This is a genomic window from Kitasatospora sp. NPDC085895, from assembly GCF_040702125.1.
In the GTDB taxonomy this organism is placed as follows: Bacteria; Actinomycetota; Actinomycetes; order Streptomycetales; family Streptomycetaceae; genus Kitasatospora; species Kitasatospora arboriphila.
This window is the reverse complement of the sequence record NZ_JBFBJY010000076.1, coordinates 26,889-42,818: the sequence shown is the minus strand read 5'-3', so window position 1 is coordinate 42,818 and position 15,930 is coordinate 26,889. Positions and strand designations below refer to the sequence as shown.

Here is a 15,930-nt window from a genome sequence, read left to right as displayed (position 1 = left end):
GAAACGGCCCTGCTCGTCGACCTCGGCCGCGAACGGGGCGATCTTCGCCTCGGCCAGCGACCGCACCGCGTCACGGAGCATGTCGTGCTCCTCGGCCAACCGGAAGAGGTCGAAATCCGCTCCGGAATTGCCCGCCATCTGCCTCGCCCCTAGCGTGGTTAGTTACCGTTAAGTAGCTGTATCACCACTCATTCTAGGCGCGCCCCGCGATCCCCCGGCAGCGTGACATGCGCAACAGACGGCCGCCGCACGGCTCACCGCACGCTGTCGCCGAGGGTGTCGCTGGTGGTGCTGTGCTCGGCCAGGTACTGATCCATGCGGTCGTTGCGGACCGCCTCCCAGAGCGTGGTCGCGGCCGCCCGGTCGAGCAGCACCACGGACTGCCCGTCCACGCTGTCGAAGCCGCCGAAGGGCGCGTTCATGAAGCGCACGCCGTCCGGGCGCAGCCCGCGCAGGCTCCAGGCGAGCTCGTAGAGGTCGGTGTTGCCGAGCCGGTCGTCCACGCTGACCACCTCTCCGACGGCCTGCAGCAGGCCGGTGAGCCGGGCCGGGCTGCCGAGGGTGCCGGCGTCCATGGTCTGGATCATCAGGGCGCGCAGGAAGTTCTGCTGGCGCTTGCTGCGGTCCAGGTCCCCGTTGGGCAGTCCGTACCGCTCGCGGACGTAGAGCAGTGCCTGCTCGCCGTCCATGTGGTGGGTTCCGGCGTCCCACCGGCGGGCCTCGCCGCGGCCCTCGATGGTCTGCGGAACGGTGATGTCGACCCCGCCGACCGCGTCGGTCAGCGCCCGGAAGCCGTTCCAGTCGATCACCGCGATGTGGTCGATGCGGATGCCGGTGAGGTTCTGCACCGTCTCGACCATCAGTGACGGGCCGCCCCAGGAGTATGCCGCGTTGATCTTCGCCTTCCCGTGGCCGGGGACGTCCACCAGGGTGTCGCGGGCGAGCGAGATGATCGACGCGCTCCTCCGGTCGGCCGCTATGTGCAGCAGCATCATGGTGTCGCTGCGCTGCGCGCCGGCCTTCCAGGCGGGCGCCTTCGCCTCCTTGCCGGTGGTGGCCACGTCGGAGCGGGCGTCCAGGCCGACCAGCAGGAAGGTGGTGCCGGCGTTCGGCACGGCCGCCGGTTGCCTGTCGACCGGCAGGGTGGGGAAGGCCCCGGGGATCCGGTCCACCGAGGACGCGTAGTGGTCCACCGTCCAGTAGGCGGCGCCCGCCCCGCCGAACAGCAGGCCGAGCAGCGCCACCAGCGTCCAGACCAGCACCCGGCGGGTGCGGCGCCTGCGCCGGTCCTCGCCGTCCCCGGACGGCGGGGCGCCGTCGGCGGCCCCCTCGCCCCCGTCCCCGTCGTCCCCGTCGTCCCCGTCGTCCGCCCCGTCCGCCCGCACGCCCTCGAAGAGGCTCAGCGGTGCCGGGCGCTCCCCCGCCGCCTCGTCGCGCTCCCTCGCTGCCATGCGCGCATTGTGCCGCCCTGCGCGCCCCCGCGGGCCCGGGTCGGGATTTCGGCAACCGCGCCGTTATCGACGGGGTTCGCCGCGCGCCCGGCCCCGGCTACCATCAGTGGCTGCGGCCGCCGGTCACCCCGGGCGGCCCGGCAACCTGGACTGAAGGGGAAGCACGTGGCCCTCCGCATCACGGTGATCGGCACCGGTTACCTCGGCGCGACGCACGCCGCCTGCATGGCGGAGCTCGGCTTCGAGGTGCTCGGCCTGGACATCGACCCGGAGAAGATAGCGTCGCTCGCCGCGGGCCGGGTGCCGATGTACGAGCCGGGCCTCGCCGAGCTGCTGGTCAAGCACGTGCCCGGCCACGAGGGCTCGACCGGCCGGCTGCGCTTCACCACCTCGTACGAGGAGGTGGCCGAGTTCGGCGACGTCCACTTCATCTGCACCAACACCCCGCAGAAGAAGGGCGAGTTCGCCGCCGACATGAGCTATGTCGACAGCGCCCTCGACTCGCTGGCCGTCCACCTGACCCGCCCGACCCTGGTGGTCGGCAAGTCGACCGTGCCGGTCGGCAGCGCGAGCCGGCTGGCCGAGCGGCTCGCCGCCCTGGCGCCGGTCGGCGAGCAGGCCGAGCTGGCCTGGAACCCGGAGTTCCTCCGGGAGGGCTTCGCCGTCGGCGACACCCTGCACCCGGACCGGCTGGTGGTCGGCGTGCGCAGCGAGCGCGCCGAGCAGCTGCTGCGCGAGGTGTACGCGACGCCGGTCTCCGAGGGCGTGCCCTTCGTGGTGACGGACTTCCCGACGGCCGAGCTGGTCAAGGCCGCCGCGAACTCCTTCCTGGCCACCAAGATCTCGTTCATCAACGCGATGGCCGAGGTCTGCGAGTCGGCCGGCGCGGACGTCGTCCAGCTGTCCAAGGCGCTCTCCTACGACGCCAGGATCGGCGGCAAGTTCCTCAACGCCGGCCTCGGCTTCGGCGGCGGCTGCCTGCCCAAGGACATCCGGGCGTTCATGGCCCGGGCCGGCGAGCTGGGCGCCGACCAGGCGCTGACCTTCCTGCGCGAGGTCGACTCGATCAACATGCGGCGCCGCTCGCGGATGGTGGAGCTCGCCCGCGAGCAGTGCGGCGGCGGCTTCCTGGGCCGCCGGGTGGCCGTGCTCGGCGCGGCCTTCAAGCCGAACTCCGACGACATCCGGGACTCCCCCGCGCTGAACGTCGCCGGGCAGATCCAGCTGCAGGGCGCCCAGGTCACCGTGTACGACCCCAAGGCGATGGACAACGCCCGCAAGATGTTCCCCAGCCTGTCCTACGCGGACTCCGCACTGGAGGCCGTTCAGGGTGCCCACGTGGTGCTGCACCTGACGGAGTGGCAGGAGTTCCGCGAGCTCGACCCGGCGGAGGCCGGCGCGCTGGTCGCCGAGCGGCGGATCCTGGACGGCCGGAACGTGCTGGACGCGGCCGCCTGGCGGGCCGCCGGCTGGACCTACCGGGCGATGGGCCGGCCCGGCGCGGAATGACCGCGGCCCGGCACGGGTTGTCCCCGGCATGACGTACGGAGACGAGGCGACGGTCCGCAGGATCCTCCGGGAGTCCGGCGACACCTGGGCGGTGGTCGGCCTGTCCACCAACACCCGGCGGGCGGCGTACGGCGTCGCCCGGGTGCTGCAGCGGGCCGGCAAGCGTGTGGTGCCGGTGCACCCGAAGGCCGAGACGGTGCTCGGCGAGCAGGGCTACGCCACGCTCGCCGACATCCCCTTCCCGGTCGACGTGGTCGACGTGTTCGTGAACAGCGGCCTGGCCGGCGAGGTCGCCGACCAGGCCGTCGCGGTGGGCGCCAAGGCGGTCTGGTTCCAGCTGGACGTGGTGGACGAGGCCGCCTGGGAGCGGACCAGGGCCGCCGGGCTCGACATGGTCATGGACAAGTGCCCGGCCATCGAGCTGCCGCTGCTCTGACCCGCCGCCCCCGGCGGCCGGTCCGCTACTCCACCGGCACCGCGATGTCGCAGACCGGCTCGCCGTCCGCGGCGGCGGCCCAGTCCGCGAAGTAGACCTCGCGCGGCGCCGACACCACGGTGCGGTCCTCGGCCTTCGCCCACTCGAAGACCGCGTCGTAGGCCGACAGGATCTGCGGGTAGGCCACCTGCGCCTTGGTGACGGTGGTGTACGCCTCGCGGTGCGCCGGCTCCGTCCGGTGCGCGTGCGCGACGCCGTCCGCCTGCGCGGCGGCGACCGGCACGCAGACCTCGACCGGCCCGTCACCGTCCTCGTTGACCTCGCCGTGGTAGACCACGAACGGCGCCGCGGCCACCCCGCCGTACTCCCCCGCGGCCGCGACCAGCCGCCCGGTCGCCTCGGGGATCCACACCGGCAGGTCCTCCGGCCGGGCGTGCCGCTGCTCGGTGAGCACCAGCTGCTCCGGGACCTCGCGCTCCTCGATCCGGTACATGTCCGATCTCCCTTCGTCTCCTGCCAGTCGGATGCGGAGGTGCGAAGCCAGCTCGCGCTGCGCCGCGATCCGGTGCTCGACCGACTCCCAGTACGCGGCCACCAGTTCGGCGGCCCGCGGACCGGGCGCGGCCAGCACCTCGGCCACGGTCGCGAGCGGCATGTCCAGCCCGCGCAGCCGGACGATCAGCCTGGCCGCCTGCAGCCGGTCCTCCCGGTAGTACCGGTAGCCGGTGACCGGGTCGACCCGGTCGGGCGGCAGCAGGCCCTGCCGGTCGTACAGCCGCAGCGCCTTGGCAGAGAGCCGGGCGCGGCGGGCGAACGCGCCGATGCCGAGCAGTGCTTCGTCCTCCACGTCGCCCACGCTCCCGTCTGCCCCAGGGGCAAGGTCAACCCCGGCCGTCCAACTGCTCCCGGGTGGCGATGGACGGGCCGCGGACGGCCTGCAGCCGGCGGGCCGCCTCCTCCGCCCCGCGCAGCACCCGGACGGCGTTGTGCCAGGTCAGCTTGGACAGATCGGCCTCGGACCAGCCGCGGCCGAGGAGTTCGGCGATCAGGTTCGGGTAGCCGGCGACGTCGTCCAGCCCGGCCGGGACGAAGGCGGTGCCGTCGAAGTCGCCGCCGATGCCGATGTGGTCGATCCCGGCGACCTCCCGCATGTGGTCGAGGTGGTCGGCGACCGTGGCCGGGGTGGCCACCGGCCGCGGGTGGGCGGCCTCGTAGGCGCGCTGGCAGTCCATCGCGGCGGGCGTGGTCTCCAGTGCGTGGAAGCCGTGCGCGCGCATGTTCTCGTCCGCGGCCAGCGTCCACTCGATCGCGGCGGGCAGCACGAACTTCGGCACGAAGGTGGCCATCGCCAGGCCGCCGTTGGCGGGCAGCGCGGCGAGCACGTCGTCCGGGACGTTGCGCGGGTGGTCGCAGACGGCGCGCGCGGAGGAGTGCGAGAAGATCACCGGCGCCTCGGAGACCCGGAGCGCGTCCCGCATGGTGTCGGCGGAGGTGTGCGAGAGGTCGACCAGCATGCCGAGCCGGTTCATCTCACGGACGACCTCCTCGCCGAAGGCGGTCAGCCCGCCCGCGGCCGGCAGGTCGGTGGCGGAGTCCGCCCACGGCACGTTGTCGTTGTGGGTGAGCGTCAGGTACCGCACGCCCAGGGTGTGCAGGGCGCGCAGGGTGGCCAGCGAGCTGTCGATCGAATGCCCGCCCTCGGCGCCCATCAGCGAGGCGATCCGGCCCTCGGCGCGGGCCGCCTCCATGTCGTCCGCGGTCAGCGCGAGGCGCAGCGCCCCGGGGTAGCGCGCGGTCAGGGCGTGCACGAAGTCGATCTGCTCCAGGGTGGCGCTGACCGCCCGGTCGCCGGCGAAGTCGCTGCGCACGTACACCGACCAGAACTGCGCACCGACCCCGCCGGCGCGGAGCCGGCCGAGGTCGGTGTGCAGGCGGGCGCTCTGGTCGGCCGCCAGGTCGAGCGCGTCCAGGTCGTAGCCGACCTGGGAGCGCATCGCCCAGGGGAGGTCGTTGTGCCCGTCCACCACGGGGGTGTCGCGGAGCACGGCGCGGGCGCGGTCGAGCAGTTCAGGGGTCATCCCCCCGTTCTACACCGGCGCGCCCGCCCGGCCCGGGCGATCGGCCCGGGTGATCGGCCCGGGCCGGTCGGGGGGCTCAGCCCTGGTTGCCGCCCGCGCGGGCGCGGAGCTTCTTGCCCTTCTCGGTGGCCTGGGCGTTCAGCTCGGCCTGGAAGTCCACCATCCGCTCGGCGAGCTCCGGATCGAAGGCGGCGAGCATCCGCACGGCCAGCAGGCCGGCGTTGCGGGCGCCGGCGATCGACACGGTGGCCACCGGCACGCCGGCGGGCATCTGCACGATCGACATCAGGCTGTCCATGCCGTCCAGGTACTTCAGCGGCACCGGGACGCCGATGACCGGCAGCGGCGTGACGGAGGCCAGCATGCCGGGGAGGTGGGCGGCGCCGCCGGCCCCGGCGATGATCGCCTTCAGCCCGCGGGCGTGCGCCTGCTCGCCGTACGCCACCATCTCGCGCGGCATGCGGTGGGCGGAGACGACGTCCACCTCGAAGGGGACCTCGAACTCGGCCAGCGCCTGCGCGGCGGCCTCCATCACGGGCCAGTCGGAGTCCGAGCCCATGACGATGCCGACGAGCGGAGCCTCGGGGTTGGTCATTCGGTGATCGTTCCTCGCAGGTAGGCGGCCGCGTGGCGGGCGCGCTCACGGACGTCGTCGAGGTCGTCCCCGACGACGTTGACGTGGCCGACCTTGCGGCCCGGCTTCACGTCCTTGCCGTACATGTGGATCTTGAGGCCGGGGTCGCGGGCCATGCAGTGCAGGAAGGCGTGGTACATGTCCGGGTAGTCGCCGCCGAGCACGTTGACCATGACCGTCCACGGGGCGCGCGGGCGCGGGTCGCCGAGCGGCAGGTCGAGGACGGCCCGCAGGTGGTTCTCGAACTGCGAGGTGACCGAGCCGTCCTGGGACCAGTGGCCGGAGTTGTGCGGGCGCATCGCCAGCTCGTTGACGAGGATGCGGCCGTCCCGGGCCTGGAACAGCTCCACCGCGAGGTGGCCGGTGATGTCCAGCTCGCCGGCGATCCGCAGCGCGAGCTGCTGGGCCTCGGCGGCGAGCTCCGGGGCGAGGTCCGGCGCGGGCGCGGTGACCTCGGCGCAGACGCCGTTCTCCTGGACGCTCTCCACCACCGGGTAGGCGACGGCCTGGCCGCTGGGCGAGCGGACGACGTTCGCGGCCAGCTCGCGCAGGAAGTCGACCTTCTCCTCGGCCAGCACCGGAACGCCGGCCAGGAACGGCGCGGCGGCCTCGGCCTCGTCGGCGACGACCCAGACGCCCTTGCCGTCGTAGCCGCCGCGGACGGTCTTCAGGACGACCGGGTAGCCGGCGCCCTCCTCGGCGAAGGCGGTCACGTCGGCCGGGTCGGCGACGATCCGGTGGCGCGGGCAGGGCACGCCGATCGAGTCCAGCTTCGCCCGCATCACGCCCTTGTCCTGGGCGTTCACCAGGGCGTCCGGACCGGGCCGGACGGCCACGCCGTCGGCCTGCAGCGCCCGCAGGTGTTCGGTCGGCACGTGCTCGTGGTCGAAGGTGATCACGTCGCAGCCGGCGGCGAAGCGGCGCAGCGTCTCCAGGTCCCGGTAGTCACCGAGGACCACGTCGGACACCACCTGCGCCGCGGAGTCCTGCGGGGTGTCGGCGAGGAGCCGGAAACGGATGCCGAGCGGGATGCCGGCCTGGTGCGCCATGCGCGCCAGCTGTCCGCCACCGATCACGCCGACCACTGGAAATTTTGCACTGCCCGCGAAAGTCACGCTGCCCAGGATATCCGGGCCGGTCGGAGCCGGTGCACCGGTGGTTCACGGGGGACAGGAGGGCGACCGGGCGCCGATGGGGCCCGTGGGAGCGAGTAGCCTGGTGGCCCGGGCCTTCGCCACGCACGTGCGTACACGAGGCGCCCCTTCGCGCTGCGCCCGCGCGGGCACCGCTCGTCCTCCCGTACGTCACTCAGGAGACACCCGGATGACCACGACCACCGCGACCCAGCCTTCGTTGGTGCAGCGCCTGCGCGGCATGTCCGGCGAGATGATCAAGTTCGGCGTCGTCGGGCTGAGCGGCGTGGTGGTCAACTTCCTGGTCTTCTGGGTCTGCATCAACGGGCTGAACCTCGCCTCGCTGCGCTCCAACGTGGCGGCGACCCTGGTGGCCATCGCCACCAACTACCTCGGCTACCGGTACTGGCTCTACAAGGACCGCGACGCGGCCTCCCGCAAGCGCGAGATCACGCTCTTCCTGGTGTTCAGCGGCGCCGGCATGCTGATCGAGACCGGCGTGCTCGGCTTCTCGGTCTACGTGCTGGGCCTGGACACGCACATGGAGCAGGTCGCCGCCAAGGTGGCCGGTCTGGCGGTCGGCACGGTCTTCCGCTTCGTCTCCTACCGCACCTGGGTGTTCAAGGCGATGCCGGAGCTGGCCGGGCCCGAGGCCGCCGCCGAGCCCGGGGTGGTCACCGAGGCCGAACTGCTGCTGGCCGCCGAGGAACCGCACTACGTGAAGTGACGCCCGTCCGGGCCGCGCTCAGCGCCGCGGCTCGACGGCCTCCTCGTCCTCGTCCCGGCCGCTGCCGAGGAAGAGCGCGAACACCGGGGGCCTGAGCGAGAGCAGCTCCAGGCGGGCGCCGTCCGCCTCCGCGAGGTCGCGGGCGACGGCCAGGCCGATGCCGGTGGAGTTGCGTCCGCTGACCGCCCGCTCGAAGACCCGGTTGCCGAGCTCGGGCGGGACGCCCGGGCCCTCGTCCTGCACCTCGGCCACGACCGATGAGCCGGTGCGGCGGACCCGCAGGGTGATGTCGCCGCCGCCGTGCATCAGCGAGTTCTCGATCAGCGTGGCCATCACCTGGGCCACCGTGCCGGGCGTGCCGATCACCTTGGTGCCGCGCATGCCCTCCATCAGCAGCCGGCGGCCGGCCGCCCGCAACGGGGCGCTCCACTCCTCGACCTGCTGCTTGAGCACCTCGTCGAGGTCGAAGGTGACGGCGGTCGGGCTGGCCGGGTCCCGCTGGTTGGTGAGCAGCCGCTGCACGACGTCGGTGAGCCGCTCCACCTGCTGGAGGGCGATCGTCGCCTCCTCCTTGACGGTGTCCGGCTCCTCGGCGAGCGCGGTGATCTCCTCCAGCCGCATGGACAGCGCGGTGAGCGGGGTGCGGAGCTGGTGCGAGGCGTCGGCGGCGAGCCGGCGCTCGGCGGTGAGCATCCGGGCGATCCGCACCGCGCTGACGTCCAGCACCTCGGCGATCCGGTCGAGTTCGGGCACGCCGTAGCGGCGGTCGCGAGGGCGGGGGTCGCCGGACCCGAGGCGCTCGGCGGTCTCGGCGAGTTCGGTGAGCGGGCGGGCCAGGCGCTTGGCCTGCCAGACCGCGAGGGCCACCGCGGCCTGGACGGCGAGCAGGGCGACCACGCCGAGCAGCAGCAGCATGTTGCCGATCTCGTGGTCGACGTCCTCGCGGGACTGCTGGACGGTCACCGTCTCCCCGCTGGCGCCCTCCTCGGTGGCGGTCAGCGCCGGGCCGTCGACCGGGCGGCCGGCCGCGATCAGCGGCTGCCCGGGGATGTCGACGGTGACGAAGGAGCCGTCGGTGACCTGGGCGGCGAACTTCTCGCCGGTCACCGGCTCGCCCGCGGCGAGCCGGTTCTCGACCAGGCCGAGGACCCGGACGGCGGCGGCGTCGACCCGGTCCTCGGCGGCGTTCACGATGCTCTGCTTCTCGATGAGCGCCAGCGGGACGCAGAACACCGCGACCACCACCAGGACGACGCCCAGCAGCGAGTTGATCATTCTGCGCTTCACGCCGGGGAACGCCTTCGCTCAGGTCGGTGGTTCGGGTGCTGCCGCGGTGCGGCCGGGGTCAGTTCTTCTCGAACCGGAAGCCGACGCCGCGGACGGTGGCGATGTAGCGCGGGTTCGCGGCGTCGTCGCCGAGCTTCTTGCGCAGCCAGGAGATGTGCATGTCCAGGGTCTTGGTGGACGTCCACCAGGTGGTGTCCCAGACCTGGCGCATGATCTCCTCGCGGGTGACCACCCGACCGGCGTCCCGCACCAGGACCCGCAGCAGCTCGAACTCCTTGGCGGAGAGGGTGAGCTCCTCCTCACCGAGCCAGGCGCGGTGCGACTCGATGTCGATCTTGACGCCGTGGGCGCCGGTGGTGAGCTGGTCCACGTTGCCGCGGCGCAGCAGCGCCCGGACGCGGGCCAGCAGCTCGGCCAGCCGGAAGGGCTTGGTGACGTAGTCGTCGGCGCCGGCGTCGAGGCCGACCACCGTGTCCACCTCGTCGGCCCGGGCGGTGAGCACCAGCACGGGGCAGCTGCGGCCGTCGGCGCGCAGCCTGCGGCAGACCTCCAGGCCGTCCATCTCGGGCAGGCCGAGGTCCAGGACGATCAGGTCGACGTCCTCGGCGAGGCCCGCGGCCAGCGCGGCCGGCCCGTCCTCGCGCACGAGCACGTCGTACCCCTCGCGACGGAGCGCGCGGGCCAGCGGTTCGGAGATTGCCGGGTCGTCCTCGGCCAGCAGCACACAGGTCATGGGGGTGATGGTAGTCCGCTCCGGTGATCGCAAGGTGCTGTGAACTGTTTCACAGAGCCGTGATCGTTACCTATGGCCCGCCATGTCCGCGCCGAGAACCGCTTCGGAGGGCGACAATCGGAGATTCTGCTATTCGATCTTCGTTTCGAAGGAAGAATTTCCGAGTTACCATCGAATGAACAACCTGTAGTCGCGGGGACTTTACCCGGACAATACCGACGCCCGTGCACTTGTCATCAAATGTCATGCCATCGTCCCCGTACAGTGGTCCGGTCCCCGCCCGCCAACACCCCTCGGCGGACGAACACAGGCAAGGAACCCACCACACATGGCGACTACCACCCTGGACGCCGGCATCCGCCAGGCCCCTCCCAGTGGCAAGACCTTCTTCGGGCACCCCCGAGGGCTCGCCACCCTCTTCATGACCGAGATGTGGGAGCGCTTCAGCTTCTACGGCATGCGTGCCCTGCTGGTGCTCTACATGACGGCCGCCACCACCGAGGGCGGCCTCGGCATGAAGATCGCCGTGGCCACGGCGGTCTACAGCGTCTACAACGCGATGGTGTACCTGCTCGCCCTGCCGGGCGGCTGGATCGCCGACCGCTTCCTCGGCGCCCGCAAGACCGTGGCGCTCGGCGGCACGATCATCATGATCGGCCACTTCCTGCTGGCCGTGCCGTTCTCGGCCTCGTTCTTCACCGGCCTCGGCTTCATCGCGCTCGGCTCCGGCCTGCTCAAGGCCAACATCTCGACGATGGTCGGCCACCTGTACGACGGCCCGAACGACCCGCGTCGCGACGGCGGCTTCACGATCTTCTACATGGGCATCAACCTCGGTGCCTTCGCCGCCCCGCTGGTCATCGGCACCGTCGGCCAGAGCGTCAACTGGCACCTGGGCTTCGCCCTCGCCGGCGTCGGCATGGCGCTCGGCCTCGGCCAGTTCCTGCTCGGCACCCGCCACCTGGCCGCCGCCAGCGACGTCGTGACCGCCCCGATGCCGGCCGACGAGAAGCGCGCGGTCCTCCGCAAGGCCGGCCTGTGGCTGGCCGTCGCGGTCGCGTTCTACGCCGTCGTCGTCCTGAGCGGCCGCTTCACCATCGACTGGGCGATCTGGCCGCTGTCGATCGCGGGCATCGCGATCCCGGTGTTCGTCTTCGCCCGGGTCAAGCGCGACAAGGACCTCGACGAGGCCGAGCAGTCCAAGATGAGCGGCTACATCTGGTTCTTCGTGGCCGCCGCCGTGTTCTGGATGATCTACGACCAGTCCGGCTCCACCCTGAGCGTCTTCGCCGACGACAGCACCGCCTCCACGCTGTTCGGGTTCGCGTTCCCGTCCAGCTGGTTCCAGTCGCTGAACCCGCTCTACATCATGGCGCTGGCCCCGGTCTTCGCCTGGCTGTGGGTGGCGCTCGCCCGCCGCGGCAAGAACCCGAGCACCACCATGAAGTTCGCCTTCGGTCTGCTGATGATCGGCGGGTCCTTCCTGGTCATGATGCTGGCGATGGCCGCCGCCGCGGGCGGCGTCAAGGTCACCCCGCTGTGGCTGGCCGTGGTCTACCTGGTCCAGACGGTCGGTGAGCTGACCCTCTCCCCCGTCGGCCTCTCCGTCACCACCAAGCTGGCCCCGGCGAAGTACGCCAGCCAGATGATGGGCGTCTGGTTCCTCGCCGTCACCGCCGGTGACTGCGTGGCCGCGATCGTCCAGCTGGTGCTGGGCGACGCCACCGGCACCACCTGGTACTTCGCCGTCCAGGGCGTGGCCGCGATCGTCGCCGGCCTCGGCCTCGCGATGTACCGCAAGAAGGTCGTCCGCCTCATGGGCGACGTGCACTGACGCACCCGGCGCGACGCAGCGGCCCGGCACGGACCATCCGTGCCGGGCCGCTGCCGTACCCGCCGACCGGCGGGTGCACCGGGTGCGGAATCCCCCCGGTCGGCGGTTGTCCCGGGCCGGGCGAACCGAAAAAATGGACCCGCCCAGGGCACAACCCTGCACGGAACGAGGGAGGGCGCGGATCGCGCCCTCCCTTTCCGTGCCCGCCGGTGACCTGCGGGCCTCAGACCTCGCGCACGCCGTTGCGCCACACCGCCGCCGTCAGCGGCACACCCGGGCGGTAGGCCAGGTGCACGTGCGAGGGGGCGTCCAGCAGCAGCAGGTCCGCGCGGGCGCCCACGGTGACGGTGCCGACGTCCGTCCGGCGCAGCGCCCGGGCGCCGGTGGCGGTGGCCGCGAACACCGCCTCGTCCGGGGTCATCCCCATCTCGCGCACCGCGACCGCGATGCAGAAGGCCATCGAGCTGGTGAAGCTCGACCCCGGGTTGCAGTCGGTGGACAGGGCCACCGCGGCGCCCGCGTCCAGCAGCCTGCGGGCGTTCGGGTACTCGGCGCGGGTGGAGAACTCGGCGCCGGGCAGCAGCGTCGCCACGGTCTCAGAGCCGGCCAGGGCGGCCACGTCCTCGTCGGTCAGGTGGGTGCAGTGGTCGGCGGACGCCGCCCCCAGCTCCACGGCGAGCTGCACGCCCGGGCCGTACGACAGCTGGTTGGCGTGCACCCGCGGCACCAGGCCGCGGGCCGCGCCCGCGGTGAGGACGGCACGTGCCTGGTCGCCGTCGAAGGCGCCGCGCTCGCAGAAGACGTCCACCCACTTGGCGTGCGGGGCGCAGGCGTCCAGCATCTCGCCGGTCACCAGCTCCACGTAGCCGGCCGGGTCGTCCGCGAACTCGGGCGCCACCACGTGCGCGCCGAGGTAGGTGGTCTCCGGCGTGTGCCGGGCGGCGATCCGCAGCGCCCTCGCCTCGTCCTCGACGGTCAGGCCGTAGCCGGACTTGCACTCCACCGTGGTGGTGCCCTGGCGCAGCGCCTCGCGCAGGAAGCGGGCGAGGTTGGCGTCCAGCTCCGCGTCGGAGGCGGCCCGGGTGGCGGCCACGGTCGTCCGGATGCCGCCGGCCGAGTACGACCGGCCGGACATCCGGGCGTTGAACTCGGCGGTGCGGTCGCCGGCGAAGACCAGGTGGGAGTGCGAGTCGACGAAGCCGGGGAGCAGGGCGCGGCCGGCCGCGTCGAAGCGGTCGTCCGCGGCGGGGGCGGCGGCCGCCGGTCCGACCCAGGCGATGCGGTCGCCGTCCACCACGACGGCCGCGTCCTCGACCAGCCCCAGCGGGCCCGCGCCGAGCCCGGGGTCGTTGGTGACCAGACTGCCGATGCCGGTGATGAGGGTGCTCAACGTTGTCCTTTCACGGTGGGAACGCCGACGGGGGCACGGGAACTGCGCGGTCCGGATGCGGCTCACGGACGAACCGGGGTCACCCTGTTCCGTCTCGATGCCCCGTCCCGGACTGCGCAGTTCTCCCCCGGCCTCCGGCCGGGAGGTGCCCCATGCGCCCCTGACGACTCCCTCTCAGGTTCCGAGGGAGGTGATGGCGTTGCGGAGGGCGGTGGGGACGTCCTGGACGAGCTGGTGGATGCCGTCCTTGACGATGTGGCGGCCGCCGACGACCACGTGGCGGACGTCCGCCGCGGTGGCCGCGAACACCGCGGTCTCCGCCCCGAGCTGCGGCCCGGGGCCCGCGGTGCGGACGCTGTCCAGGGCGACGGCGGTGAAGTCGGCGAGTGCGCCGGCCTCGATCCGGCCGGCCTCGGGCCAGCCGAGGGAGGCGTGGCCGTCCTCGGTGCCGGCGCGGAGCAGGGCGTGTGCCGTCCAGTGTCCGCGGGTGCGGGTGCGGAGCCGTTCGTTCAGCTCCAGGGCCCGTGCCTCCTCGAAGGGGTCGATGATCGCGTGGCTGTCGCTGCCGAGGCTGACCGGGCAGCCGGAGTTCGCCAGGCGGCGGGCCGGGCCGATGCCGTCCGCGAGGTCCCGTTCGGTCGTGGGGCACATGCAGATGGTCGTGCCGGAGTCGCCGAGCAGCCGGATGTCCTCGTCGGTGAGGTGGGTGGCGTGCACCGCGGAGGTCCGGGGGCCGAGCACGCCGTGGTCGGCGAGCAGCCGGGTGGGGGTGACGCCGTGGGCGGTGAGGCAGGCGTCGTTCTCCGCGGTCTGCTCGGAGAGGTGGACGTGCAGCGGGGCCTTCCGCATGGCGGCCCAGTGCGCGACGGTGGCCAGCTGGTCGGCGGGCACCGCGCGGACGGAGTGGACGGCGGCGCCGATCCTCGCGTGCTCGGTGGGCTTGAGCGCGTCCGCGCGGGCGGCCCAGGCGTCTGCGTCCCCGTCGCTGAAGCGCAGCTGGGGCTTGGTGACCTCTTCGCCGAAGCCGGAGGAGAGGTAGCAGGTGTCGAGCAGGGTGATCCGGATGCCGGCCCGGTCCGCCGCCTCGACGAGGGCGAGGCCCATCGCGTTGGGATCCTCGTAGCGGGCGCCGCCGGGGGCGTGGTGCAGGTAGTGGAACTCGCCGACGGCGGTGATGCCGGCGAGGGCCATCTCGGCGTAGACGGCGGTGGCGAGGTCGAGGTAGCTGTCGGGGTCGAGGGCGCCGGCGAAGCGGTACATGGTGTCCCGCCAGGTCCAGAAGGTGCCGGAACCGACCTGGACGTTGCCGCGCAGCGCCCGGTGGAAGGCGTGCGAGTGCGCGTTGGCCTGACCGGGGAGCAGCAGGCCGCCGAGCCGGACGGCACCGGGCGGGCAGGGCCCGCTGTCGGGGGTGACGTGGCCGATCCGCCCGCCGGGCCCGACGGTGATCAGCACGTCCTTCTCGACGACGGTGCCGCTGGCGTGCGGCAGCCAGGCGTGCTCCGCCCAGTACGTCAGCCCTGACATGCGAGGTCCTCCAGTACGTCGGCGAGCGCGGCCACACCCGCGAGGCAGTCGTCCTCCTCGGCGTGCTCCGCCGGGGAGTGCGAGACTCCGCTCGGGTTACGTACGAACAGCATGGCGGTCGGAACGGCCGATGCCAGGATTCCGGCGTCGTGTCCCGCGCCGGTGGGCAGCACCGGGACGGGGCGACCGTCGGCCCGGCCGATGACGCGGGCGAGCCGGTCGCGCAGCGGGCCGTCGAAGTCGACGACGGGCGTGTACGACTCGCGGGTCAGCTCGACCCGGACGCCGTCGCGCTCGCCGCGCTCGTACGCGGCCCGCCGGATCTCCTCCACGACCTCGTCGAGGGTGGCCTCGTCGGCGGCGCGGGAGTCGAGCCAGCCGCGGACGAGGGAGGCGATGGCGTTGGTGCCGTTGGGCTCGACGGCGACCTTGCCGAAGGTGGCGAGGGCGCCGGCCAGCTTCGCCTTCTTCCGGGCGGCGAGCACGGTGTTGGCGTAGGTGAGCATCGGGTCGCGGCGGTCCTCGATGCGGGTGGTGCCGGCGTGGTTGGCCTCGCCGTGGAAGTCGAACCGCCAGCGGCCGTGCGGCCAGATCGCGCTGGCGACGCCGACGCTCTGCCCCTCGGCGAGGTAGCGGCCCTGCTCGACGTGGAGTTCGACGAACGCGCCGATGCGGGCGAGCCGTTCGCGGTCGGCGCCGATGGCGTCGGGGTCGTACCCGGCCTTCTCCATGGCGTCGGGCAGCCGGACGCCGTCGGCGTCGCGCAGGCCGTGCGCCTGCTCCTTGGAGAGGACGCCGGCGGTGAGCCGGGAGCCGATGCAGGCGACGCCGAACCGGGCGCCCTCCTCGTCCCCGAAGTTGACGATGGCCAGCGGCTTGGTGAACCGGGCGCCGCGGGAGCGGAGTTCGTCCAGGGCGGCGAAGGCGGAGACCACGCCGAGCGGGCCGTCGAAGGCGCCGCCGTCCGGTACGGAGTCCAGGTGCGAGCCGGTGACCACGGCGCCCTCGCCGTGCGGATCGCCCAGCCAGGCCCACTGGTTGCCGTTGTGGTCGAGTTCGTGGTGCAGGCCGCGGTCGCGGGCCTGCTGCTCGAACCAGGCCCGGCATTCGGCGTCGGCGGAGTTCCAGGCGAAGCGGCGGTAGCCGCCGGACGAGGCGGAGCGGCCCACGGGGAGCAGCTCCGCCCACATC

Annotated in this window: 15 protein-coding genes; 4 read left to right on the top strand and 11 right to left on the bottom strand. The window is 72.9% G+C overall.

The window, feature by feature from the left end; all coding sequences use genetic code 11:
• The coding region (locus AB0442_RS33160) for an acyl-CoA dehydrogenase family protein (RefSeq protein WP_363520437.1) at positions 1 to 138 on the bottom strand (138 nt) is incomplete at its 3' end.
• A 116-nt stretch (positions 139 to 254) separates the two neighbouring features.
• On the bottom strand, positions 255 to 1,451 hold the full coding sequence (locus AB0442_RS33155) for an LCP family protein (RefSeq protein WP_366167319.1): 1,197 nt from the start codon (positions 1,449 to 1,451) through the stop codon (positions 255 to 257).
• A gap of 165 nt (positions 1,452 to 1,616) precedes the next feature.
• Here AB0442_RS33155 and AB0442_RS33150 point away from each other — a divergent pair, with 165 nt between their 5' ends.
• A complete protein-coding gene (locus AB0442_RS33150) occupies positions 1,617 to 2,960 on the top strand; it encodes a UDP-glucose/GDP-mannose dehydrogenase family protein (protein WP_366167318.1) in 1,344 nt (447 codons plus the stop codon).
• 28 nt (positions 2,961 to 2,988) lie between these two features.
• Positions 2,989 to 3,396: a CoA-binding protein gene (locus AB0442_RS33145; protein ID WP_359978915.1), complete on the top strand. Its 408-nt coding sequence runs from the start codon at positions 2,989 to 2,991 to the stop codon at positions 3,394 to 3,396.
• A gap of 25 nt (positions 3,397 to 3,421) precedes the next feature.
• On the opposite strand, the gene AB0442_RS33140 is transcribed toward AB0442_RS33145, so the two are convergent.
• The 4 genes from AB0442_RS33140 to AB0442_RS33125 all read right to left on the bottom strand — a co-directional run bounded on the left by AB0442_RS33140 (position 3,422) and on the right by AB0442_RS33125 (position 7,157).
• Positions 3,422 to 4,252 carry a MerR family transcriptional regulator gene (locus AB0442_RS33140; protein WP_366167317.1) on the bottom strand — a complete coding sequence of 277 codons (831 nt, stop codon included), beginning with the start codon at positions 4,250 to 4,252 and terminating at the stop codon, positions 3,422 to 3,424.
• A 25-nt stretch (positions 4,253 to 4,277) separates the two neighbouring features.
• Positions 4,278 to 5,474, bottom strand: a complete 1,197-nt coding sequence (locus tag AB0442_RS33135; protein WP_366167316.1) for a dipeptidase — start codon at positions 5,472 to 5,474, stop codon at positions 4,278 to 4,280.
• A gap of 76 nt (positions 5,475 to 5,550) precedes the next feature.
• Positions 5,551 to 6,069: a 5-(carboxyamino)imidazole ribonucleotide mutase gene (purE, locus tag AB0442_RS33130; protein ID WP_344622082.1), complete on the bottom strand. Its 519-nt coding sequence runs from the start codon at positions 6,067 to 6,069 to the stop codon at positions 5,551 to 5,553.
• A complete protein-coding gene (locus tag AB0442_RS33125; protein WP_366167322.1) occupies positions 6,066 to 7,157 on the bottom strand; it encodes a 5-(carboxyamino)imidazole ribonucleotide synthase in 1,092 nt (363 codons plus the stop codon). The genes purE and AB0442_RS33125 overlap by 4 nt, the downstream gene beginning before the upstream one ends.
• Before the next feature lie 274 nt (positions 7,158 to 7,431).
• Here AB0442_RS33125 and AB0442_RS33120 point away from each other — a divergent pair, with 274 nt between their 5' ends.
• Positions 7,432 to 7,968: a GtrA family protein gene (locus AB0442_RS33120; RefSeq protein ID WP_366167315.1), complete on the top strand. Its 537-nt coding sequence runs from the start codon at positions 7,432 to 7,434 to the stop codon at positions 7,966 to 7,968.
• Between the two features lie 18 nt (positions 7,969 to 7,986).
• Here AB0442_RS33120 and AB0442_RS33115 read toward each other — a convergent pair whose 3' ends face one another.
• Entirely contained in the window at positions 7,987 to 9,255 is a 1,269-nt protein-coding gene (locus AB0442_RS33115) for an ATP-binding protein (RefSeq protein ID WP_363550118.1), read from the bottom strand.
• Positions 9,256 to 9,313: 58 nt separating this feature from the next.
• A complete protein-coding gene (locus AB0442_RS33110; protein ID WP_030263072.1) occupies positions 9,314 to 9,988 on the bottom strand; it encodes a response regulator transcription factor in 675 nt (224 codons plus the stop codon).
• A 328-nt stretch (positions 9,989 to 10,316) separates the two neighbouring features.
• Between AB0442_RS33110 and AB0442_RS33105 the strand changes: the two genes are divergently transcribed.
• Entirely contained in the window at positions 10,317 to 11,822 is a 1,506-nt protein-coding gene (locus AB0442_RS33105; RefSeq protein WP_366167314.1) for an oligopeptide:H+ symporter, read from the top strand.
• Between the two features lie 223 nt (positions 11,823 to 12,045).
• On the opposite strand, the gene hutI is transcribed toward AB0442_RS33105, so the two are convergent.
• The 3 genes from hutI to AB0442_RS33090 all read right to left on the bottom strand — a co-directional run bounded on the left by hutI (position 12,046) and on the right by AB0442_RS33090 (position 15,929).
• A complete protein-coding gene (hutI, locus tag AB0442_RS33100; protein WP_366167313.1) occupies positions 12,046 to 13,212 on the bottom strand; it encodes an imidazolonepropionase in 1,167 nt (388 codons plus the stop codon).
• Positions 13,213 to 13,386: 174 nt separating this feature from the next.
• Positions 13,387 to 14,739 carry a formimidoylglutamate deiminase gene (locus AB0442_RS33095; protein WP_366167312.1) on the bottom strand — a complete coding sequence of 451 codons (1,353 nt, stop codon included), beginning with the start codon at positions 14,737 to 14,739 and terminating at the stop codon, positions 13,387 to 13,389.
• The gene (locus AB0442_RS33090) at positions 14,727 to 15,929 is read right to left on the bottom strand and encodes an allantoate amidohydrolase (protein ID WP_366167321.1); all 1,203 of its coding nucleotides are present in this window, start codon (positions 15,927 to 15,929) and stop codon (positions 14,727 to 14,729) included. Before AB0442_RS33090 ends, AB0442_RS33095 begins: the two co-directional genes overlap by 13 nt.
• Position 15,930: the final 1 nt, after the last annotated feature.

Coding starts and splice junctions, on each gene's coding strand:
- AB0442_RS33155 (WP_366167319.1), bottom strand. CDS start 1,451: ATGGCAGCGAGGGAGCGCGACGAGGCGGCGGGGGAGCGCCCGGCACCG.
- AB0442_RS33145 (WP_359978915.1), top strand. CDS start 2,989: ATGACGTACGGAGACGAGGCGACGGTCCGCAGGATCCTCCGGGAGTCC.
- AB0442_RS33135 (WP_366167316.1), bottom strand. CDS start 5,474: ATGACCCCTGAACTGCTCGACCGCGCCCGCGCCGTGCTCCGCGACACC.
- purE (WP_344622082.1), bottom strand. CDS start 6,069: ATGACCAACCCCGAGGCTCCGCTCGTCGGCATCGTCATGGGCTCGGAC.
- AB0442_RS33125 (WP_366167322.1), bottom strand. CDS start 7,157: ATGGCGCACCAGGCCGGCATCCCGCTCGGCATCCGTTTCCGGCTCCTC.
- AB0442_RS33120 (WP_366167315.1), top strand. CDS start 7,432: ATGACCACGACCACCGCGACCCAGCCTTCGTTGGTGCAGCGCCTGCGC.
- AB0442_RS33110 (WP_030263072.1), bottom strand. CDS start 9,988: ATGACCTGTGTGCTGCTGGCCGAGGACGACCCGGCAATCTCCGAACCG.
- AB0442_RS33105 (WP_366167314.1), top strand. CDS start 10,317: ATGGCGACTACCACCCTGGACGCCGGCATCCGCCAGGCCCCTCCCAGT.
- AB0442_RS33095 (WP_366167312.1), bottom strand. CDS start 14,739: ATGTCAGGGCTGACGTACTGGGCGGAGCACGCCTGGCTGCCGCACGCC.
- AB0442_RS33090 (WP_366167321.1), bottom strand. CDS start 15,929: ATGTGGGCGGAGCTGCTCCCCGTGGGCCGCTCCGCCTCGTCCGGCGGC.